Source organism: Sphingomonas rustica, assembly GCF_039652585.1.
Taxonomy (GTDB): Bacteria; Pseudomonadota; Alphaproteobacteria; order Sphingomonadales; family Sphingomonadaceae; genus Sphingomonas; species Sphingomonas rustica.
The window spans coordinates 181,396-200,780 of sequence record NZ_JBDIZK010000001.1 but is presented as its reverse complement, the minus strand read 5'-3'; the positions used below and the strand labels follow the sequence as shown (position 1 = coordinate 200,780).

20 protein-coding genes are annotated in these 19,385 nt (G+C 67.5%); 14 read left to right on the top strand and 6 right to left on the bottom strand.

The features are described 5' to 3' along the window. Position 1 precedes the first annotated feature (1 nt). Both TPR58_RS00920 and TPR58_RS00915 read right to left on the bottom strand, forming a co-directional pair. Complete coding sequence (locus tag TPR58_RS00920) at positions 2-2,263, bottom strand: penicillin acylase family protein (RefSeq protein ID WP_346244719.1); 2,262 nt, start codon at positions 2,261-2,263, stop codon at positions 2-4. Between the two features lie 56 nt (positions 2,264-2,319). Beyond that, positions 2,320-3,411 (bottom strand): DSD1 family PLP-dependent enzyme, encoded by a 1,092-nt coding sequence (locus TPR58_RS00915; RefSeq protein ID WP_346244718.1) that lies wholly within the window; start codon positions 3,409-3,411, stop codon positions 2,320-2,322. 107 nt (positions 3,412-3,518) lie between these two features. Here TPR58_RS00915 and TPR58_RS00910 point away from each other — a divergent pair, with 107 nt between their 5' ends. The 10 genes from TPR58_RS00910 to TPR58_RS00865 all read left to right on the top strand — a co-directional run bounded on the left by TPR58_RS00910 (position 3,519) and on the right by TPR58_RS00865 (position 11,621). Continuing rightward, complete coding sequence (locus TPR58_RS00910) at positions 3,519-3,992, top strand: NUDIX domain-containing protein (RefSeq protein WP_346244717.1); 474 nt, start codon at positions 3,519-3,521, stop codon at positions 3,990-3,992. Positions 3,993-4,477: 485 nt separating this feature from the next. Continuing rightward, entirely contained in the window at positions 4,478-5,611 is a 1,134-nt protein-coding gene (locus tag TPR58_RS00905) for an OmpA family protein (protein ID WP_346244716.1), read from the top strand. A 194-nt stretch (positions 5,612-5,805) separates the two neighbouring features. After that, positions 5,806-6,702, top strand: a complete 897-nt coding sequence (locus tag TPR58_RS00900; RefSeq protein WP_346244715.1) for a heme o synthase — start codon at positions 5,806-5,808, stop codon at positions 6,700-6,702. After that, positions 6,699-6,857: a hypothetical protein gene (locus tag TPR58_RS00895; RefSeq protein ID WP_346244714.1), complete on the top strand. Its 159-nt coding sequence runs from the start codon at positions 6,699-6,701 to the stop codon at positions 6,855-6,857. Before TPR58_RS00900 ends, TPR58_RS00895 begins: the two co-directional genes overlap by 4 nt. After that, positions 6,854-7,393: a cytochrome c oxidase assembly protein gene (locus tag TPR58_RS00890; RefSeq protein WP_346244713.1), complete on the top strand. Its 540-nt coding sequence runs from the start codon at positions 6,854-6,856 to the stop codon at positions 7,391-7,393. Before TPR58_RS00895 ends, TPR58_RS00890 begins: the two co-directional genes overlap by 4 nt. A 32-nt stretch (positions 7,394-7,425) precedes the next feature. Beyond that, the gene (locus TPR58_RS00885) at positions 7,426-8,271 is read left to right on the top strand and encodes a cytochrome c oxidase subunit 3 (protein ID WP_346244712.1); all 846 of its coding nucleotides are present in this window, start codon (positions 7,426-7,428) and stop codon (positions 8,269-8,271) included. A gap of 83 nt (positions 8,272-8,354) precedes the next feature. Next, positions 8,355-8,648, top strand: a complete 294-nt coding sequence (locus TPR58_RS00880) for a DUF983 domain-containing protein (RefSeq protein WP_346244711.1) — start codon at positions 8,355-8,357, stop codon at positions 8,646-8,648. After that, positions 8,648-9,298: an SURF1 family protein gene (locus TPR58_RS00875; protein ID WP_346244710.1), complete on the top strand. Its 651-nt coding sequence runs from the start codon at positions 8,648-8,650 to the stop codon at positions 9,296-9,298. Before TPR58_RS00880 ends, TPR58_RS00875 begins: the two co-directional genes overlap by 1 nt. Positions 9,299-9,347: 49 nt before the next feature. Next, positions 9,348-10,739 (top strand): threonine synthase, encoded by a 1,392-nt coding sequence (gene thrC, locus TPR58_RS00870; RefSeq protein WP_346245111.1) that lies wholly within the window; start codon positions 9,348-9,350, stop codon positions 10,737-10,739. A gap of 9 nt (positions 10,740-10,748) precedes the next feature. Next, on the top strand, positions 10,749-11,621 hold the full coding sequence (locus tag TPR58_RS00865) for an RsmD family RNA methyltransferase (protein ID WP_346244709.1): 873 nt from the start codon (positions 10,749-10,751) through the stop codon (positions 11,619-11,621). 3 nt (positions 11,622-11,624) lie between these two features. Here the strand turns inward: TPR58_RS00865 and TPR58_RS00860 are convergent, their stop codons facing one another. The 3 genes from TPR58_RS00860 to TPR58_RS00850 all read right to left on the bottom strand — a co-directional run bounded on the left by TPR58_RS00860 (position 11,625) and on the right by TPR58_RS00850 (position 13,367). Beyond that, complete coding sequence (locus TPR58_RS00860) at positions 11,625-12,269, bottom strand: heme exporter protein CcmB (protein ID WP_346244708.1); 645 nt, start codon at positions 12,267-12,269, stop codon at positions 11,625-11,627. Between the two features lie 142 nt (positions 12,270-12,411). Then, positions 12,412-12,978, bottom strand: coding sequence for a heme ABC exporter ATP-binding protein CcmA (gene ccmA / locus TPR58_RS00855; protein ID WP_346244707.1), 567 nt, complete (start codon positions 12,976-12,978; stop codon positions 12,412-12,414). Beyond that, on the bottom strand, positions 12,975-13,367 hold the full coding sequence (locus TPR58_RS00850) for a metallopeptidase family protein (protein ID WP_346244706.1): 393 nt from the start codon (positions 13,365-13,367) through the stop codon (positions 12,975-12,977). The genes ccmA and TPR58_RS00850 overlap by 4 nt, the downstream gene beginning before the upstream one ends. Positions 13,368-13,411: 44 nt before the next feature. On the opposite strand from TPR58_RS00850, the gene TPR58_RS00845 reads away from it, so the two are divergent. Then, entirely contained in the window at positions 13,412-13,705 is a 294-nt protein-coding gene (locus tag TPR58_RS00845) for a 4a-hydroxytetrahydrobiopterin dehydratase (protein WP_428835685.1), read from the top strand. 16 nt (positions 13,706-13,721) lie between these two features. Here TPR58_RS00845 and TPR58_RS00840 read toward each other — a convergent pair whose 3' ends face one another. Beyond that, complete coding sequence (locus TPR58_RS00840) at positions 13,722-14,510, bottom strand: SDR family oxidoreductase (RefSeq protein WP_346244705.1); 789 nt, start codon at positions 14,508-14,510, stop codon at positions 13,722-13,724. Between the two features lie 61 nt (positions 14,511-14,571). Between TPR58_RS00840 and TPR58_RS00835 the strand changes: the two genes are divergently transcribed. The 3 genes from TPR58_RS00835 to TPR58_RS00825 are packed head-to-tail and all read left to right on the top strand — an operon-like array spanning position 14,572 to position 19,380. Continuing rightward, positions 14,572-15,336, top strand: a complete 765-nt coding sequence (locus tag TPR58_RS00835) for an ATP-binding cassette domain-containing protein (protein WP_346244704.1) — start codon at positions 14,572-14,574, stop codon at positions 15,334-15,336. Positions 15,337-15,349: 13 nt separating this feature from the next. Next, complete coding sequence (locus TPR58_RS00830; protein WP_346244703.1) at positions 15,350-16,873, top strand: ABC transporter permease/substrate-binding protein; 1,524 nt, start codon at positions 15,350-15,352, stop codon at positions 16,871-16,873. 56 nt (positions 16,874-16,929) lie between these two features. Then, entirely contained in the window at positions 16,930-19,380 is a 2,451-nt protein-coding gene (locus TPR58_RS00825; protein WP_346244702.1) for a glycoside hydrolase family 3 protein, read from the top strand. Positions 19,381-19,385: the final 5 nt, after the last annotated feature.

Here is a 19,385-nt window from a genome sequence, read left to right as displayed (position 1 = left end):
CCTATTCGCGGATGCGCAGCGGCGTGCCGATGCGCTCCGCCGCGATCTCGCGATCGGTGAACGGCAGTCGCAGCCATTGCTTGGCCGAATAGGCGCGGGTGCCATCCGCCGAATTGGGCGACGCGGGATCGCTCGACTGCGAATAGCTCAGCATCGATCGCGCGACGGGGCCATCCTTGCCGAAGGTGACGAGCTGGACATAGCTGGTGCCGTGGAAGGGCGTGAGATGGCCGTCCGCAACGGCTGACTCCATCGCGTTGAGGATGCCTGCCCCGCCCGGGCCGCCATGGATTCCGATGCGCTGGCCGTTTCGCTCGACATACTGGACCGCGCTCCAGGGGGTGTCGAGCGCGATGTTCAGGCTCTCCAGCGACTTCTGTCCTGCCTCCAGCGCGTCGAGCAGCGCGGGCCCGGCGGCCTTCAGGTCGAGCCCGGACGGCGTGTCCGTGGGCCTGGCGGGATCGAACGGTGTCGACCACAGGTTCGGAATGCGCTGGGCGGACTGCCATAGGGCAAGAAACAGCGCCGCCCCGCGGCTGTCAGCGTCGACCTTGCCGTCCCAGGCCGCCAGGATCGCGCAGGCCCGCGCGAGTTCGGGGCGTGACGGGCAGATCGTCATCAGGCCGGGCACCAGCGAGGCTGCTGCAGGAACCTTGTTCGAAAATGCCATCGCCGCCACGACGTCCGGATCGATCTTGCCGGTCGCCAGCGCGCGGTCGATCTCGTTGATGGCGGCGCGGGTACGCAGGCCCTGCGGCTTGCCCCATGGACCCAGCATCGGCGACAATTCGGCGTGCGGCGCGCGCGGACTGGAGAGCCAGTAGCTGTCGTTCGAATTCTGAACCACATCGCGGCGCTCGATCACCGCGAGCTTCGTCAGCGGCATCAGGCCAGGTGCTGGCGTCGACGCGTCGATCGCCCAGTTGCAGGAGGATCGCGCCCCGTCGAGCAGGAAGATGCTCGCACCGCGCGCCAGCGGCGACTTCCCCGAGGGCGCAGCGCAGTCCTTGAGCAGGTCGGCGGACACGTTCGGCACCGCGGTCACGTCGGCGTAGAGCGCATTGCCGTCGGCGTCGGCGGCGATCGTGTTGACCCAGGGAATCCCCAATGTGCTGCCGATCGCCGTGCGGATGTCTCCGACATTGCGCGCCCGGGCGATGCCGAGCCAGGCGTCACCGGAGCGGAAATTGGCCTGGTTCGCGTCGCGCAGCGCATAGGCGGTGGTCGCCGTCCAGCCGAAGCCCACGCTGGGCATCGCGGCGATCGGCCCATAGCGACTGGACCACAGGGTGCGGGTGATCGGCGCGGTGCCCTTCACCTCGACGATGATCTGGCGTCCGGTCATCTTCTCGGGCTTGCCGTCGACCAGATAGGCGGTGGGATCGGCGGGGTCGAGCTTCAGCTCGTGCAGGGTGAAATGGCTGGCGGTCGTGACCGTGTGCGTCCAGGCGATCGACCGATTGAAGCCGATGCCGACCGTCGGCATGAAGACCAGGCCGCCGCCCATCACGTCGAACTTGCCCGGGATGGTCAGGTGCAGCCGGCGGAACCGGTTCGGCCCCTGCCAGGGAAAATGGGGATTCCCGATCAGCAGGCCGCGGCCGTCGCGGGTCACGTCGCCGCCGAACGCCCAGCCATTGCTGCCCAGCCCGATCCGGTCCGCCGCGACCGGAAAGCCCGCGTCGAGCGATGCCGCCCTGGGCGAGGGCGGCGCCGCCCCGGCAATCTGCTGGGCGAGTGCCGCAGAGCTGATCAGCGTCATCGCGGCGTTGACCAGCAGCAGCGAATCGTCGGCGCTCATCGGACGAACCCAGTCCGCGTCCCGGCAGCTTTCGGCCAGCGCCTGGCGATGATCGCGAAGATAGCGGTTATACCCGAACCGGAATCCGTCGATGATCGCGCGGTTGTCCGCGCTGGTCGCCGCCTGCGCTGCCCGGAGCGCGGGCAGGTCGGCGATCGACCGGTGATAGAAGTCGCTCTCGATATTGGGGATGGTGCGGAACCCGACCGAGACGCTGCCCTCGCCCAGGAATTTCGCCCGCTCGCCCCGCACGGTCAGGAGCATGTCGGCGATGACGCAGCCATTGTCCTGCGCCGCGGCATAGCCCGAGCCATAGCCGAGCCCGGCCATGTCCTTCGCGACGATATGCGAAGCGCCCTGCGTCGTGCGGGTAAGGGTGGCATCGAGGCGCTGGGCGGCTGCCGGAACGGCGCCGGCCAGGGTCAGTGCCGCGAAGGTGACGGTCGCACGGCGCAGCTTCATCGATCTCTCCCCCGGACGCTTGTATCGGTCGAGCCTAGCGTCCGCGCGCCCGCTGTCTAGGTCGCCCGGCCCCGCGCGGTCACTGGCCATTCTGCGACGATCCGCTCGCCCTCCAGCAGGTGGAAGCGGTCGTACAGATTCACCGTGGGGTCGCAGTGCGGCGGCTGCAGCACGACGCGCTCGCCCAGCATTGGCAGCGGGCCGTCGGACAGCAGCGCGCCATGTTCGTCGCCCATGAAATGATAACGGGCACCGGGCCAGAGCGGGCGTGGCGGTCCGGCGTCGGTGGCCATCGCCTTAAGCCCGGCATCGAGCGTGACGATTCCTGCATGGTTCGCGCTGATGACGGTGGAATCGAGGAACAGCGCGCGCTCGAAGGCCGGGGCTCCGCCGCCGCCCAGCTCGCAATCCTCATATTCGCGATCGAGGAAGATGTAGGAGCCGCATTGAAGCTCGGTGAGGACGCCGAGCTCCGCGTCGATCGCGAAGCTGCCGGTGCCGCCCCCGGTCACCACCGGAACCGGGTGGCCATCGTCGCGCAGCGCGTCCAATAGGGTTGCGAGCCGGGTGGTCAGCTGCGTGATCGCGGCGTTACGCTCGGTCCGGGTCGCAATGTGCTGCTGCGCCCCGCAATAGAATTGCACCCCGCCCAGCCGCAGCGCCGGTGCTGCGGCGATGCTGCGCGCCAGCGCCACCGCCGCCCCGGGCGAGGCCACGCCGGTGCGACGGGTGCCGGGATCGACGTCGATGAAGAGCGTCAGGGTCCGCCCCGCCGCTTCCGCCGCCCGGGCCAGCGCTTCGACGATCGCTGGATGATCGACCACCAGAGACAGCGTTATACGATCGTTCAACAGGATCAGCCGGCGGATGGCGTCGGACCGGACGACCGGCGAGGTCAGGTGGATGTCGGCGATCCCCTCGGCTGCCAGTGCCTCTGCCTCGCCCAGCTTGGCGCAACAGATGCCGACGGCGCCTGCGGCGACCTGGCGGCGGGCGATGTCGGCCGATTTGTGCGTCTTGGCATGCGGACGCAGCGCCAGGCCGCGATCGGCGACGAACCTGGCCATCGCGGCGATGTTGCGGTCCAGCGCCGGGCGATCGACCAGCAGGGCGGGGGTAGCAAGCTCGGTGCGGGCGATGCCGGTCATGGCCGGACGACGGGCGGGGATCGGGTCACCACGCCACCCTAATCGCGCGGCCGGCGATTGCCCAGCGAGCGCTGGCGACTGTTGATCGCGCCCGCTATTCCCTTCGCATGGCCTGGCATCATCGTCTTGCGGGCAGGGCTGCGCGGCTGGTGTGGTTCGTCACGCGGCCGCGGACCTTTGGCGTGCGCGCGGTCGTGACCGACGCAGCGGGCAGGGTGGCGCTCGTCCACCACACCTATCTTCGGGGCTGGTACCTCCCCGGTGGCGGGGTCAAGAAGGGCGAGGGCGCGGCCGCCGCCCTGGCGCGCGAGCTGGCCGAGGAGATCGCGATCGCCGAGTTCCGGATCGACCGGGTGCTGGGCGTCTATCATGCCCGTCGGGAATATAAGGACGACCATGTCGTCGTCTATGTGGTCAGCGTGCCCGAAGATGCCGAAGGATCGATGCGCCGCGCAGATGCGCTCGAGATCGCGGAGGCGCGCTGGTTCGCGATCGACGACCTTCCCGAGGACATCTCGCCCGCCACGCGCCGCCGGCTCGACGAATACCGCGCAGGAGCGGTCGGCGGCGGCACGTGGTAGACCCCGTGCTGCACTGCAAAAAACAGCAGGTCAAAATGTTGGGACGCACGCCCTGGGCGGAACTGCGGGTCCGCCTGGCTCGGACCGTCGCATTTTGCGGCGTGCGCCGCGCACAAATGATCGGTTCCGTTTTGACGTGTAAAACGCTTCATCGCCGCCGATCAGCGGTTCGTCGTGACGATCCGCGCTGCCCCACTGCCGATTTCAAGCCGACGTTCCTGAACTAAGCTTGCGATTTCATCGGCTTGGAACCTCAACCTCGATAATGCGGTGGCGCATCCGCGTGATTACGGGTTGTATGATGCGAACCGAGCTGCCCTCCAACCGAGACACCCAATTGTTACGGTTACCGAACAAGCGGCTGGAAATGCGGAAAAACTGTGTCGTTCCCGCAACACCACACCTATTTGTGCGCTTGCGTGGAAACTTTCGTTTCGGTAGTGAGTTTGCGCTGTCCGTAGTGACAACTCAGAAAGGGGATTATGATGCGGAAGCTTGCCGTCACATTGGCACTGGCCACGACTGCGCTAAGCACGCCTGCTCTCGCCCGCGACGACTCGTGGTATGTGGGTGTTGAAGGCGGCGCTATGCTCGTCGAAGACATCTCATTCGACATCGGCGCTGCGAAGGATGCAGGAACTGTCGACCATCGCGCCGGTTGGGACGTTGGTGGCACCATTGGTTACGACTTCGGTGGCTTCCGCCTCGAAGCAGAGGTTGGCTATCGCCAGGCTTTCGTAAATGGATATCGTTCGACGGTGACGACGCCGTTCGTCAACAGCAACAACCTGATCCAGAACGCACCGGCTGGTAACTACGACTATGCCGGTGGCAAGACGTCGGCCCTGTCGTTCATGGTCAACGCGATGCTCGACTTCGGTGAAGACGACGGCATCCAGGGTTTTGTCGGCGGTGGTGCGGGCGTCGCTCGCGTCAGCAGCGAGATCGGCCTGAACACCCGTCGCGACTTCCTCGACGATTCGGACACCGTGTTCGCGTGGCAGGCAATTGCCGGCGTTCGCGCTCCGCTGAGCGACTCGGTCGACATCTCGCTGAAGTATCGCTTCTTCAACGCGGACAACTTCAACCTGGTGGACGTCACCGGTCGCAACTATGAGGGTCGTCTCCGTACGCACTCGATCATGGGTGGCCTGACGTTCAACTTCGGTGGTCCGGAGCCCGAGCCGGAGCCCGTACCGGCCCCGACCCCGGCACCGGCTTGGACGCCCCCGCCGGAGCCGGCCCCGCAGCCGACCCCGACCGTGGTCTGCACCCCGGGACCGTACATCGTGTTCTTCGACTGGGATAAGTCGGACATCACCCCGGAAGCCGCTGGCATCCTGGATAACGCGATCAGCAACTACCAGAGCTGCGGCAACGCGTCGGTCATGCTCGCCGGTCACGCTGACCGTTCGGGCGCAGCCAGCTACAACGTTGGCCTGTCTCAGCGTCGCGCTGACTCGGTCAAGGCGTATCTGTCGTCGCGTGGCATCCCCAACGGCGTCATCGGCACCGAAGCGTTTGGTGAAAGCCAGCCGCGCGTTGCCACCGCCGACGGTGTCCGCGAACTGCAGAACCGCCGCGTGGAAGTCACCTACGGTCCGGGTTCGGGCAACTAAGCCCAACCAGTTCCGACAGGGACTGACAAGAATAGGGGAGGTCGGGAAACCGGCCTCCCTTTTTCTATGAGTGCCGTCGCGGCGGCGCGGGCCACCCGACCGGCCCGGCGTTGCCTGCGCGTCCTGATATCAATGCTTTCCCGCGCGGACATGGCAGCCTATAGCCTGCGGTCATCATGACTTCCGCAGCCACCATGAATGCAACTGCAACACCGCTGCCGGCCGAATGGCGGGATTTCCTGGCGCTGACCAAGCCCCGGGTGATGACCCTTGTCGTCTTCACCGGGCTGGCCGGGATGATCGCCGCACCCGGCGCGATCCACCCCGTGCTGGGGTTCACCGCGATTCTCTGCATCGCCCTGGGAGCCGGCGCCGCGGGCGCGCTCAACCAGTGGTACGAGGCCGATCTCGACGCCAAGATGAAGCGCACCCAGGGACGGCCTCTGCCCGCCGGTCGGATGGATCGCCAGTCGGCGCTCCATTTCGGCGTCGGCCTGGCCGCTTTCTCGGTCATCCTGATGTTCTTCGCGCTGAACCTGGCGGCGGCGGCCATCCTGACCGTGTCGATCCTGTTCTATGTCTTCATCTACACGATCTGGCTGAAGCGCCGCACCGCGCAGAACATCGTCATCGGCGGTGCCGCCGGTGCCTTCCCGCCGCTGATCGGCTGGGCCGCCGCCACCGGCGACGTGGCCACGCTCCCGGTGCTGTTGTTCGCGCTGATCTTCCTGTGGACGCCGCCGCATTTCTGGGCGCTCGCGCTGTTCGTGAAGACCGATTACGCCAATGCCGGCGTGCCGATGCTTCCGGTCGTCGCCGGTGAGCGCGTCACCCGCGTCCAGATCGGCATCTACACCGTGCCGATGATCGCCGCCGCGATCGCGCCCTGGGCACTTGGCCTGGTCGGCAGCATCTATGGCTGGACCGCGATCGCGCTGAACCTGGTCTTCGCGGCGTTCGCGCTGCAGGTCGCGCTTCGCCAGTCGCAGCCGAACGACACGATGCAGCCCGAAAAGCGCCTGTTCAAATTCTCGATCCTCTACCTCTTCCTCATGTTCGGCGCCGTGATCGCCGATCGGTGGATGGCATGAACGCGCCGCAGGATCGCGACCCCGCGCCGATGTCGGTCGAACAGATTCGTGCCCGCCAGCAGGCGCGGGCCAGGGTCATGGCGTGGCTGCTGGTCGCGTTCGTCCTGCTCGTGTTCGCCATCGCCTTCGTCAGGATCCAGGGCGGGGTCGAGTGACGCTCAGCCGCAAGCTTCGTACCGCCCTGCTGGGCGGAACCTTCGTGTGCTGCATGGGCGGGCTCGGGTTCGCCAGCGTGCCGCTCTACCGGATGTTCTGCGAAGTGACCGGATTCGACGGCACGACGCAGCGCGGCACCGAGGCTCCGGGCGCCACCGGCCGGATGGTCACGGTCGCGTTCGACGCCAATACCAGCCCCAAGCTTCCGTGGAAGTTCAAGCCCGAGGTCGCGTCCGAGCGGGTGAATGTCGGCGCGCGCGACATGGCGTTCTTCACCGCCCGCAACGACAGCGACAAGCCGGTCACCGGCACCGCGACGTTCAACGTGTCGCCGGGGCAGGCAGGCAAGTATTTCACCAAGATCCAGTGTTTCTGCTTCACCGAACAGACGCTGGCGCCGGGCGAAGAGGTGCGGATGCCGGTGATCTATTATGTCGATCCCGCGATCCTGAACGATCCCGATGCCCGCGACGTGGAGAAGATCACCCTCTCCTACACATTTTACCCTGTGGATTCCGCGAAGACACCGGGTTAAGCACGCCCCACACCATGTAACAGGGACCGACCATGGCCGGAGCCAAGAACCACCAATATCACATCCTGCCGCCCAGCATCTGGCCGCTGGTCGGCTCGCTGTCCGCTTTCGTTCTCGCGGTCGGCGGCATCATGTGGATGCACCAGCCGGCCGACGCGACGAACAGCGTTCCGGCGCTGGTGTTCTTCTTGGGCGTCGCCCTGCTGGCACTGACCTTCTTCGGCTGGTGGTCGAAGGTGATCCAGGAAGCGCATGCCGGCGATCATACGCCGATCGTGCAGCTCCACCTGCGCTATGGCATGATCCTGTTCATCGCCTCCGAAGTGATGTTCTTCGTCGGCTGGTTCTGGGCTTGGTTCGATTTCTCGCTCTTCCCCTCGATGGTCGAGTCCGTCGGCGGTCAGTGGCCGCCCAAGGGCATGCACGTCATCGACGCCTGGTCGCTGCCGCTGCTCAACACGCTGCTGCTGCTGTGCTCGGGCACGACGATCACCTGGGCGCACCATGCGATGCTCCATGATCGCCGCGACGACGTGAAGACGGGCCTGTGGCTGACGATCATCCTCGGCGTCGTCTTCTCGATGATCCAGGCCTATGAATACATGCACGCGCCATTCCCGTTCAAGGCGGAGAGCGAGGGCGGCAGCGCCTATGGCGGCGTGTTCTTCATGGCGACCGGCTTTCACGGCTTCCACGTCCTGGTCGGCACGATCTTCCTGATCGTGAACCTGATCCGCGTGTACAAGGGCGACTTCACCCCGAAGCAGCATTTCGGCTTCGAGGCGGCTGCCTGGTACTGGCACTTCGTCGACGTGGTGTGGCTGTTCCTGTTCGCCTCGATCTATGTCTGGGGCGGCTGGGGCGCTCCGGTTCACTGATCGTGACGGCGGGCACGGTCACCGAGCCGGCGCCCGCCGAAGCTGCGCTGAAAGGCGTCTGCCCTCGCTGCGGCGGGGGCAAGATGTTTTCCGGCTGGATCCGCTTTGCCGACACCTGCGGCAAATGCGGGTTCGACTTCACCCGCTTCAATGTCGGTGACGGCCCCGTCGTCTTCCTGACGCTGGGTATCGGCACGATCATCACCATCCTGGCCGTCACGGTCGAGCTGGCCTTCGAACCCGGCCTGCTGATCCATGTCCTGCTCTGGGGGCCGCTCACCGCGGTCATGGTCCTGTTCGCGCTGCGCTTCGCCAAGGGGCTGCTGCTCGCACTCGAATATCGCAACGATGCGCGCGAAGGGCGCGTTGGACCCTGATGCCCCGCTTTCCGCTGATCCCGACCGTCATCGTCGCGCTCGCCATCGCCGCGATGATCGCGCTGGGCGTCTGGCAGCTTGATCGTCGCGCCGAAAAGGAACGCGCGATCGCGGTCTATGCTCAGAATTTCGAGAAGCCGACGATCGCGTTCCCGCGCATCCCGGTCGGCGACGAGCTGCTGTTCCGCCATGCCAGCGCGATGTGCCTCGAAGTGATCGGCTGGCAGAGCCAGGGCGGCCGCTCGCGCAAGGGCGAAAGCGGATGGCGTCAGATCGCACAGTGCCGCACCGGTGCCGAAGGCCCGGTGCTCCTGGTCGATGTCGGCGTCTCGACCGATCCCAAGGTGAAGCCGCAATGGGGCGGTGGGCCGATCACCGGCACCATCACCCACGCTCCCGATTCGCGATCGCTGATCGGCCAGTGGTTCGACCGGCGCCCGCGCTCGCTGATGCTGGTCGCCGACCTTGCCGCACCCGGCCTGTCGGCAACCGCACGGCCCGATCTGTCCAGCGTCCCGAACAACCACCTGGCCTATGCGGTCCAGTGGTTTCTCTTCGCGCTGATCGCCGCGGTGATCTACGTCCTTGCGCTGCGCTGGCGCGCAAAGACGCCGGCATCCGATGGCGAAGCCGGAAACGACCGCACCTAAAGAAGCGCTGTCCTTGCCCCTGGCGACCCGCGCAGCTAGTCCGCGCACCATGCGCTATCTCAGCACCCGCGGCACCGCGCCGACGCTCGGCTTTCGTGATGTGACCCTTGCGGGTCTCGCCAGCGATGGCGGCCTCTATATTCCCGAAGCCTGGCCGCAATTCGGCGCGGACGAGATCGCCGCGATGGCCGGCCTGTCCTATGCCGAGACCGCGGTACGGGTGATGCTCCCCTTTGTCGGCGACGATCTGAGCGAGGACGAACTGCGCGACCTGTGCACCCAGGCCTATGGCCGGTTCGCGCATGCCGCGGTCACGCCGCTGGTGCAGCTGGACCAGCGCCACTGGCTGCTCGAACTGTTCCACGGCCCGACCCTGGCGTTCAAGGACGTCGCGCTCCAGCTGCTTGGCCTGTTGTTCGAGAAGTTCCTGACCGGCAGCAGCACGCATCTGACGATCGTCGGCGCGACCTCGGGCGATACCGGGTCGGCGGCGATCGATGCCGTTGCCGGACGGCACGGCGTCGACATCTTCATGCTCCACCCCCAGGGCCGCGTGTCGGATGTCCAGCGTCGCCAGATGACCACGGTGCTGGCGCCCAACGTCCACAACATCGCGATCGACGGCAGCTTCGACGATGCGCAGGCGCTGGTGAAGGCGATGTTCAACGATCCCGGCTTTTCGGGACGGTTCGCCCTGTCGGCGGTGAACTCGATCAACTGGGCGCGGCTGATGGCCCAGATCGTCTATTATTTCTACGCCGCGGTCCGCCTCGGCGCGCCCGACCGCAAGATTGCCTTTGCGGTGCCGACCGGCAATTTCGGCGACGTGTTCGCCGGCTATGCCGCCGCGCGCATGGGACTGCCGATCGAACGGCTGGTGGTTGCCACCAACGTCAACGACATCCTCCACCGCGCGTTGTCGAGCGGGGATTATTCGGCCGGCACGGTCACGCCGACGGCGGCGCCGAGCATGGACATCCAGGTCAGCTCGAATTTCGAGCGGCTGCTGTTCGACGCCGGGGGCCGCGAGGGACAGGCGCTTGCCGAACAGATGCGCGGGTTCGAATCGACCCGGGCGATGCGGCTCACCAATATTCAGCAGACCGAGGCGGCGCGCTGGCTGGTCAGCGACCGGGTCGATGCGGGTGAGATGGCGCAGACGATGCGCTGGGCAGCGGAATCGGGCCAGATCGTCGATCCCCACACCGCGATCGGCCTCGCCGCCGCCCGCCGTGCGGAGACCGGCGTGGCGCCGATCGTGACGCTCGCCACGGCGCATCCCGCGAAATTCCCCGATGCGGTCGAGCGCTCGACCGGGATCCGACCCGGACTGCCGGGCAGGGTCGGCGACCTGTTCGAGCGCGAGGAGCGCTACGACGCGCTTCCCGCCGATTTCGACGCGATCACGGCCTATATCGCGGAGCGCGCCCAACCTCGCTAAGGGGCAGTGATGGACCTGATCACTCTCACCGGCGAACCCTGGGCGGACTATGGCCTGATCGACAGCGGTCATGGCCGCAAGCTCGAACGTTATGGCCGCTTCCGCTTCATCCGCCCCGAGCCGCAGGCGATGTGGGCGCCCGCCAGTGCGCAATGGGACGCGCATGCCGAATTCCTGCCCGGATCGGACGAGGAAGGCGGCGGACGCTGGGTGTTCGACCAGCCGGTGCCGCGCGACGGCTGGCCGCTGAGCTGGCGCGAGGTTCGCTTCACCGCGCAGAACACGCCGTTCCGCCATCTCGGCTTCTTTCCCGACATGGCGCCCGTGTGGGACTGGATGCGCGGCCAGATCGACGGCATCGACCAGGCCGAATGCATGAACCTGTTCGGCTATACCGGCGTCGGCACGCTGGCGCTGTCGGCAAAGGGCGCGCGCATGACCCATGTCGATGCGTCGAAAAAGTCGGTGGCGGAAGCCAAGGAGAACGCCGCGCTGTCGGGCATGACCGATCGTCCGGTCCGCTGGATGATCGACGACGCCGCCAAGTTCGTCGCGCGCGAGGTGCGCCGCGAGCGTCGTTATGACGGCATCATCCTCGATCCGCCGAAATGGGGCCGCGGCCCCAATGGCGAAGTGTGGAAACTCGAAGAAGGCCTGCCCGCACTCGTCGCCGACTGCCGCAAGCTGCTCGACGAGAAATCGCGCTTCCTGTTCCTCACCGTCTATGCGGTGCGCATGTCGGCGCTGGCGATCGGCGAACTGGTGCGCCAGCACTTCGCCGATCTGGGCGGGGTGGTCGAGGCGGGCGAACTCGCGGTGCGCGAGGAAGCACGCGGACTGCAACTGCCGACGGCGATCTTCGCGCGCTGGCGGCGCGACTGAGGCTCAGCCGCGTCCCATCTTCATCGCCGCGCCGGCGACGAACGGGCATCCCGCGACCAGCACGAGGCTGACCGCGGCGAGCAGCTTGAGCGCGCCGACCTCGCCATCGACCGCGCCGGCGCCGAAGATCAGCAGCGGAATGGCGAAGGGCAGCATCACCAGGCCGGCCAGCGCCCCGGCGCCGCGCAGGCCCGAGGTCAGCGCCGCCGTCGCGATGCCCAGCGCCGCGAGCCCGGGCGTGCCGAGGGCCAGCGCGATCTCGATCCGCAGCAATGCCTCGCCCGGCAGTCGCAGCAAGGCAGAGGCGATGACCGTCGCCGCAAGCAGGCTGGGCGCGAAGCCGAGCCAGTGGCCGGCCATCTTCGCCGCTGCCACCGTCGCGTCGGACAATCCGCGCGCGACGAACTGATCGATCATGCCGCTCTCGGCATCGGGGCCGACCAGCCGCTCGACCGGCAGGAGCGCCGCCAGCAGCGCCGCCGCCCAGATGACCCCGCCGCCGATCCGGGCGAGCAATTGCCCGTCGGGCCCGACCGCAAAGGGGAACAGGATCGCGGTCAGCAGGAAGAAGGCGACCGGCAGGACCAGCCCGCCGCTGGTCCAGCTGCGGCGCAATTCGCGCAGGATGATGGCGGCGACGGCGCTCATGATGCGAAGCCCGCTGCGCCTCACAGCGCCACCTCAGTGGTTGCCGGGCAGGCAGCGCCCTTCGACAGGCTCAGGGCGAACGGAGGTTTCGTGGACACGCCCAAACCTCGTTCGGGCTGAGCTTGTCGAAGCCCGCTGCGCCTCACAACGCCACCTCGCTCGCGCCAGGCATCGCCACCGGCAGGTGCGTCGCGACCACTACCGCGCCGCCTTTCGCACGATGCGCTGCGATCAGAGCCTCCAGCAACCCGATCGACCGGACGTCCAGGCCATTGGCGGGCTCGTCGAGCAGCCAGAGCGGCGCGCCCGATGCCGCGACCCGTGCCAGCCCGGCCCGCCGGCGCTGCCCGGTCGACAGCAACCGCACCGGAACCTCCGCCAGATGCGCCAGGTCGAGTGCGGCAAGTGCCGCATCAACCGCCGCCCGCGGCTGCCCGTCGATCCCCGCCCAGAACGCCAGTGCCCGCACCAGCGGCAGTTCGGGGTCGAGCGCGCTCGGCTCGCCCAGCAACGCGCGCGGTCCGGCTTCGACCGACCCCGCCGCGGCATCGAGCAGCCCCGCCGCCAGCCGGACGAGGCTCGACTTGCCCGCCCCGTTCGGCCCGGTCACCAGGCACCCGCCGCCGGCCTCGACCGCGAAGCTCAGCCCCTCGAACAACATCCGTCCCCCGCGCGCGCAGGTCACGTCGCGGAAGACGAGCAGGCTCACTCGGCGGAGTCCTCCAGCGCATGGATGTCGTCGTCGGACAGGCCGAAATGATGGCCGACTTCATGCACCACGACATTGTTGATCAGCGCCTCGAACTCGACGCCTGTCTCGCACCACTCATACAGGATAGGCATACGATACAGGTAGATCTCGTCGGGAAAGCTCATGGCGTCGAACGAGGATTTTGCGCCGACCGGCCGGCCGCGATACTGGCCCGTCAGCGCCAAGGGGTCCTCGATCCCCATTTCTGCCAGCGTTTCCTCATCGGCGAATTCCTCGACGATCAGAACCACATCGGCCAGATGGGTGGCGAAGGGTTCGGGAATGCGCGCCAGCGCCGCGCGGGCGAGGCGCTCGATCGCGGCTGCGTCAGGGGCTTGTCCGGTCATGCTGCCGGGAATAGGCGTTGCATTCGGCCAAGGGCAAGGAGGCGATGATGGTGACGCGACTGACCGACGGACTGCGCGACGAATCACTGGCCAGCCTGCCCGAGTGGCGGCACGAGCCGGCGCGCGACGCGATCGTGCGCAGCTTCGCCTTCAGGGACTTTGTCGAGGCGTTCGGCTTCATGACGCGCGTCGCGCTGCTGGCGGAGAAAGCCGATCACCATCCGGAGTGGTCGAACGTCTGGAACAAGGTCGACATCCTGCTGACCACCCATGACGCGGGCGGCCTGTCGATCCGCGACATCCAGATGGCCCAGGCGATCGACGCGTTGGTCGGCTGAGCGCGGGCCGGCGGGTTCAGCCCATTCCGCGGCCGCGGCGCATCTGCTTGCGCAGCCCGCCGGGCATCCAGCGCGCGGCAAAGGCCAGGCGGCGCGCGGTCTTGCCGATGATGACATGCACCTTGTCGCGCTCGATCCCGTCCCAGATCTGCTGCGCCACCTCGTCCAGCGGCGTGAATTCCAGCTTCGCCGCACGGACCGCGTCGCGGGCGGTGTAATTGGTGCCCGACACGTTCGAATCGAGCAGCGGCGTGTCGATGAAGCTGGGCATCACCACCCTGACCCTGATCCCGTCGGCCGCCCATTCGCAGTCCAGCGCCTCGGACAGGCCACGCACGCCGAACTTCACCGCCGCATATAGTGCGAGGCCGCCCGAGCCATAGATGGCGGCGGCGCTGGCGGTGTTGACCAGTGCCGATCCGGGCGTCGCCTTGAGATGGGGATAGGCGGCACGCGCGCCGTTGATCACGCCGGTCAGGTTGATGCCGACGATTCGGTCGATCTCCTCCCCGCTCGCATTGGCCAGCGGACCGCCGATGGCGATACCCGCATTGTTGAACAGCACGTCCAGCCGCCCGCCGCTGGCGGCGGTGAATTCCGCGAGCGCGGTCGCCCATTGGTCGCGGTCGCGCACGTCCATGACATGAGTGGTGGCCATGCCGTCGGGCAGCATCGCCCGGGTCGCGGCAAGGCCGGCGGCGTTGACATCGGCCAGTCCGACGAACCATCCGCGCGCCGCGAAGAACCGCGCCACCGCCTGGCCGATCCCCGACGCCCCGCCCGTGATGAAGATCGCCTTCGCCATGCCTCGCTCCTCCCACCGTCTTTTTTGACTGTTGCCGCACCATCCCGCACAATCGCGGGCGATGCCAGAGCGATCGCGCAGCGTTTCCTTCGAAAATGTCAGCAAGCGATACGCGGTCGCGGTCGCGGTTGACGACGTGTCGCTGGCGATCGAGGGCGGCAGCTTCGTCGCACTGGTCGGCGCGTCGGGATCGGGCAAGTCGACCCTGCTCAAGATGATCAATCGCCTGATCGAGCCCAGCGCGGGCGAGGTCCAGGTCGAGAGCGCGCCGGTCTCCGCCCGCCCGGTCCACGAACTTCGGCGGCAGATCGGCTATGTCTTCCAGAATGTCGGCCTCTTCCCGCACATGACCGTCGGGGAGAATGTCGCCATCGGCCTGCGGCTGGCGGGGGTGCGGGACACGGCGGCGCGCGTCGCCGAACTGCTCGACCTGGTCGAGCTTGCCCCCGACCTGGCGATGCGCATGCCCGACGCGCTGTCGGGCGGCCAGCGCCAGCGGGTCGGCGTTGCACGGGCGCTGGCGACCGGCCCCGGGCTGATGCTGATGGACGAGCCGTTCGGCGCGCTCGACCCCGTCACCCGCGACGCGCTGGGCAAGGCGATCCGCGCGCTGCACGACCGGATCGGGCTCACCACCCTTATGGTCACCCACGACATGGCGGAGGCGCTGTTGCTGGCGGATCGCATCCTGGTGATGGATGCCGGCCGCATCGTCGCCGACATGACGCCCGCGCAGCTGATCGCCGGGGAGGGGGGCGCGGTCGCCCAGGCGCTGGTCGCGGTCCCGCGAGAGCAGGCCGCCCGCCTGGCGGCAATGGGCGCGTGATGGCGTCGCCCCGATGACCGCAGCCTTCGCCCGGGTCCCCGACCTTCTCGCGCAACATCTGCTGCTGGCCTTCGCCGCGCTGCTGCTGGGCATCGTCATCAGCCTGCCGCTCGCGATTCTCTCGGCGCGCAACCGCATGGTCGGACGGGTTGCACTGGGCTTTGCCAGCCTGGTCCAGACGATCCCCAGCCTCGCGCTGCTCGCGCTCTTCTATCCGATCCTGTTGTCGCTCTCGACGCTGGTCGGCGGCGGCATTCCCGCGCTAGGATTCCTGCCGTCGCTGCTCGCGCTGATGCTCTATGCGCTGCTGCCGATCCTGCGCAACGCGGTGACCGGGCTGGCGACGATCGACCCTGCGGTGATCGAGGCGGCGGACGGGGTCGGCATGACCCGCTGGCAGAAATTGCGGCTGGTCGAGGCGCCTCTGGTGCTGCCGGTGCTGATGGCAGGCATTCGCACTGCCGCCGTGTGGACGATCGGCGCCGCGACGTTGTCGACCACCGTCGGACAGCCCAGCCTGGGCGACCTGATCTTTGCCGGGTTGCAGACCCAGAACTGGGCGCTGGTGCTGGCGGGATGCATCGCCGCGGCCGGGCTGGCGCTGGCGGTCGACGCGCTGCTCGGCCTCGCCGAATATGGCATCGCCCGGCGGCGGCGCGGCCTTGCCTGGGGCAGCCTGGCCGCGTTGCTGATCGCCGCCGCGGTTGCGCTCGCGCCCGCGCTTCCCTCGGGCAGGGGCACGGTGGTGGTGGGCGCGAAGGGCTTTTCGGAGCAGTTCATCCTCGCCCGGCTGATCGGCCAGCGGCTGGAACAGGCCGGCTACCGCGTCGATTATCGCGAGGGGCTGGGCTCGGCGGTGGCGTTCAGCGCACTCGCGGCGGGCGATATCGACGTTTATGTCGATTATTCGGGCACGATCTGGACCAACCAGATGCAGCGCACCGACGTGCCGCCGCGCGCGGCGATCGTCGACGGCGTCGGCCGCTGGGCGCGCGAGCGGCACGGCGTCCTGTCGATGGGTTCGCTCGGCTTCGAGAATGCCTATGCCTTCGCGATGCGCGCGGACGAGGCGCAGCGCCGCGGCATCCGCAGCATCGCCGATCTCGCATCCCAGGCGCCGACGCTGCGCCTGGCCACCGATATCGAATTTCTCGAGCGGCCCGAATGGCGCGCGGTGCGCGACGCCTATGGCCTGCGCTTCCGGTCGGCCCACCCCTATCAGCCGACCTTCATGTACAAGGCGCTGGCCGGGGGCGAGGCGGACGTCATCCCCGCCTTCTCGTCCGACGGCCGGATCGCTGCCGACAGGCTGACGGTGCTCGCCGATCCCAAGGGGGCGATACCGGGCTATGACGCGATCCTGCTGCTGTCTCCGAAACGGGCGGAGGATGCCCGGTTTCAGGCGGCGCTGCGCCCGCTGATCGGCGCGATCCGGGTCGAGGATATGCGCGAGGCGAATTACCGCGTGGACCGCGACTCGGACAAGGTGAGCCCTGGCGCCGCTGCAAATTGGCTCGCAAGTCACCTGCAAAGGTAGATTTTTCTCGCGGTACGGCTATTCTGATAACGATATCATCTTTTAGGAGAGACCTGATGCGGAAGCTGCTTCTGGCAACGACCATCCTTTGCGCAGCGCCGGCGATTGCGCAGCAGGATCCGACAACGGTGTCAGCGACGACCGTCGCCCAGCCCGACAAATGGCCTGCCGCCGCAAGCCAGGGGCTGGTCGATCCCGCCACCGAAAAGCGCATCGACGAGCTGATCGCGAAGATGACGCTGGAGCAGAAGGTCGGCCAGATGATCCAGGGCGACATCTCGACGGTGAAGCCCGAGGATCTGCGCACCTATCCGCTCGGCTCGATCCTGGCGGGCGGCAACTCGCCGCCGCTCGGCGCGCCCGACGATCGTTCGTATCAGAAGGACTGGGTGGCGACGGCGCGCGCCTTCCGCGCCGTGGCGATGGAGCAGCGCGCGGGCAATCTGCGCATCCCGCTGATCTTCGGCGTCGATGCCGTGCACGGCAACAACAACGTGATCGGTGCGGTGATCTTCCCGCACAATATCGCGCTGGGCGCGATGCGCGATCCCGACGTGATCCGCCGCATCGGCCAGGTGACGGCGACCGAGACCGCGGCGGCCGGCCCCGACTGGGCGTTCGGCCCGACGCTGGCGGTGCCGCAGAACGATCGCTGGGGCCGCACCTATGAAGGCTATTCGGAGGATCCGTCGGTCGTCGCCAGCTATGCCGGCGCGATGATCGAGGGGCTTCAGGGCAAGCCCGGCGAGAGCCGTATCCAGAAGGGGCATGTCGCGGCATCGGCCAAGCATTTCCTGGGCGATGGCGGCACCACCGATGGCATCGACCAGGGCAATACCGAGGTCGACGAGGATACGCTGATCCGCATCCACAATGCCGGCTATCCCAATGCGATCAACGCCGGGGCGATGACGATCATGGCGTCCTACTCCAGCTGGAACGGCGGCAAGATGCACGGCAACAAGCCGCTGCTGACCGACGTGCTGAAGGGGCGGATGGGTTTCCAGGGCTTCGTCGTCGGCGACTGGAACGGCCATGGCCAGATTCCGGGCTGCACCAAGGACGATTGCCCCCAGACCTTCCTCGCCGGGCTCGACATGGCGATGGCGCCGGACAGCTGGAAGGGCATGTTCGACTCGACCATCAAGCATGTCCGCGAAGGCCGCATCCCGATGGCGCGGATCGACGATGCCGTTCGCCGCATCCTGCGGGTGAAGTTCGCGCTGGGCCTGTTCGACGAGGCGCGTCCGGTCGAGGGCACCGACGCGCTCGGCACGCCCGAGCACCGCGCGGTCGCGCGCGAGGCGGTGGTCAAGTCGCTGGTCCTGCTGAAGAACGAGGGCGTGCTGCCGATCAAGTCGAGCGCCAACATCCTGGTCGCCGGCCCCAGCGCCGATTCGTTCGAGATGCAGACCGGCGGCTGGACGCTGACCTGGCAGGGTGAGGAGAACCCCAATTCCCTGTTCCCTAACGGCCAGACGATCTTCTCCGGCATTGCCGAGGCGGCAAAGGCGGGCGGCGGCACCGCGACCCTGTCGGTCGACGGCAGCTTCACGAAGAAGCCGGACGTCGCGATCGTCGTGTTCGGCGAAAAGCCCTATGCGGAGATGCGCGGCGACATCCGCACGCTGGAATTCCAGCCGGGCGACAAGCAGGCGCTGGCCACGCTGCGCAAGCTGCGCAGCCAGGGCATCCCGACCGTGTCGGTGTTCCTGTCGGGCCGTCCTTTGTGGGTGAACCCCGAGATCAACCAGTCGAACGCCTTCGTCGCCGCCTGGCTGCCGGGCACCGAGGGCGGCGGCATTGCCGACGTGATCATCGGCGACAAGACGGGCAAGCCGCGCACCGACTTCCACGGCAAGCTGTCGTACAGCTGGCCCAAGACCGCCGGCCAGTTCGTGCTGAACCAGGGGATGAAGGGCTATGATCCGCTGTTCCCGTTCGGCTACGGCCTGACCTATGCCAAGCCCGGCAAGGTCGGGAAGCTGGGAGAGGTGTCGGGGATCGACGCATCGGCGCTCAACACCAGCATCTTCTTCTCCCGCGGCCAGACCCCGGCGCCCTTCTCGATCGCGACCGACAGCGGCATCACCCGCACCGTGGCCGAGGCACAGGCGCAGCAGGAAGGCGCGGTGCGGCTGACCTGGCCGAACGGCCCGGCCACCTTCCGCATCGGTGGCGCGGCGCCGATCGACTTCTCGCGCGATGCCAATGCCGATCTGTCACTGCAGATCACCTACCGCGTCGAGACCGCGCCGACCGGTCCGGTCAAGCTGATGATGGAAGGCGACACCAAGGGTGGCGCGATCGATGCGACCAGCCTGTTCGGCAAGGTGGGCGCGTGGCAGACGAGCAAGGTGTTCCTGAAGTGCTACCAGTCGAACGGCGTCGATCTCGCCCGTGTGACCGCACCCTTCGTGCTGCAGGCGAGCGGGCCGTTCGCCGTGACGATCGCCGACATTCGGGTCGTGTCCGATCCCAACAACTCGGTCTGTCCGGCCAAGTGAGGATC

Coding starts and splice junctions, on each gene's coding strand:
- TPR58_RS00910 (WP_346244717.1), top strand. CDS start 3,519: ATGGCCTGGCATCATCGTCTTGCGGGCAGGGCTGCGCGGCTGGTGTGG.
- TPR58_RS00905 (WP_346244716.1), top strand. CDS start 4,478: ATGCGGAAGCTTGCCGTCACATTGGCACTGGCCACGACTGCGCTAAGC.
- TPR58_RS00850 (WP_346244706.1), bottom strand. CDS start 13,367: ATGACCGGACAAGCCCCTGACGCAGCCGCGATCGAGCGCCTCGCCCGC.
- TPR58_RS00895 (WP_346244714.1), top strand. CDS start 6,699: ATGAACGCGCCGCAGGATCGCGACCCCGCGCCGATGTCGGTCGAACAG.
- TPR58_RS00865 (WP_346244709.1), top strand. CDS start 10,749: ATGGACCTGATCACTCTCACCGGCGAACCCTGGGCGGACTATGGCCTG.
- TPR58_RS00830 (WP_346244703.1), top strand. CDS start 15,350: ATGACCGCAGCCTTCGCCCGGGTCCCCGACCTTCTCGCGCAACATCTG.
- TPR58_RS00835 (WP_346244704.1), top strand. CDS start 14,572: ATGCCAGAGCGATCGCGCAGCGTTTCCTTCGAAAATGTCAGCAAGCGA.
- thrC (WP_346245111.1), top strand. CDS start 9,348: ATGCGCTATCTCAGCACCCGCGGCACCGCGCCGACGCTCGGCTTTCGT.
- TPR58_RS00845 (WP_428835685.1), top strand. CDS start 13,412: ATGATGGTGACGCGACTGACCGACGGACTGCGCGACGAATCACTGGCC.
- TPR58_RS00880 (WP_346244711.1), top strand. CDS start 8,355: ATGTTTTCCGGCTGGATCCGCTTTGCCGACACCTGCGGCAAATGCGGG.
- TPR58_RS00885 (WP_346244712.1), top strand. CDS start 7,426: ATGGCCGGAGCCAAGAACCACCAATATCACATCCTGCCGCCCAGCATC.
- TPR58_RS00875 (WP_346244710.1), top strand. CDS start 8,648: ATGCCCCGCTTTCCGCTGATCCCGACCGTCATCGTCGCGCTCGCCATC.
- TPR58_RS00825 (WP_346244702.1), top strand. CDS start 16,930: ATGCGGAAGCTGCTTCTGGCAACGACCATCCTTTGCGCAGCGCCGGCG.
- TPR58_RS00915 (WP_346244718.1), bottom strand. CDS start 3,411: ATGACCGGCATCGCCCGCACCGAGCTTGCTACCCCCGCCCTGCTGGTC.
- TPR58_RS00920 (WP_346244719.1), bottom strand. CDS start 2,263: ATGAAGCTGCGCCGTGCGACCGTCACCTTCGCGGCACTGACCCTGGCC.
- TPR58_RS00900 (WP_346244715.1), top strand. CDS start 5,806: ATGAATGCAACTGCAACACCGCTGCCGGCCGAATGGCGGGATTTCCTG.
- TPR58_RS00860 (WP_346244708.1), bottom strand. CDS start 12,269: ATGAGCGCCGTCGCCGCCATCATCCTGCGCGAATTGCGCCGCAGCTGG.
- TPR58_RS00840 (WP_346244705.1), bottom strand. CDS start 14,510: ATGGCGAAGGCGATCTTCATCACGGGCGGGGCGTCGGGGATCGGCCAG.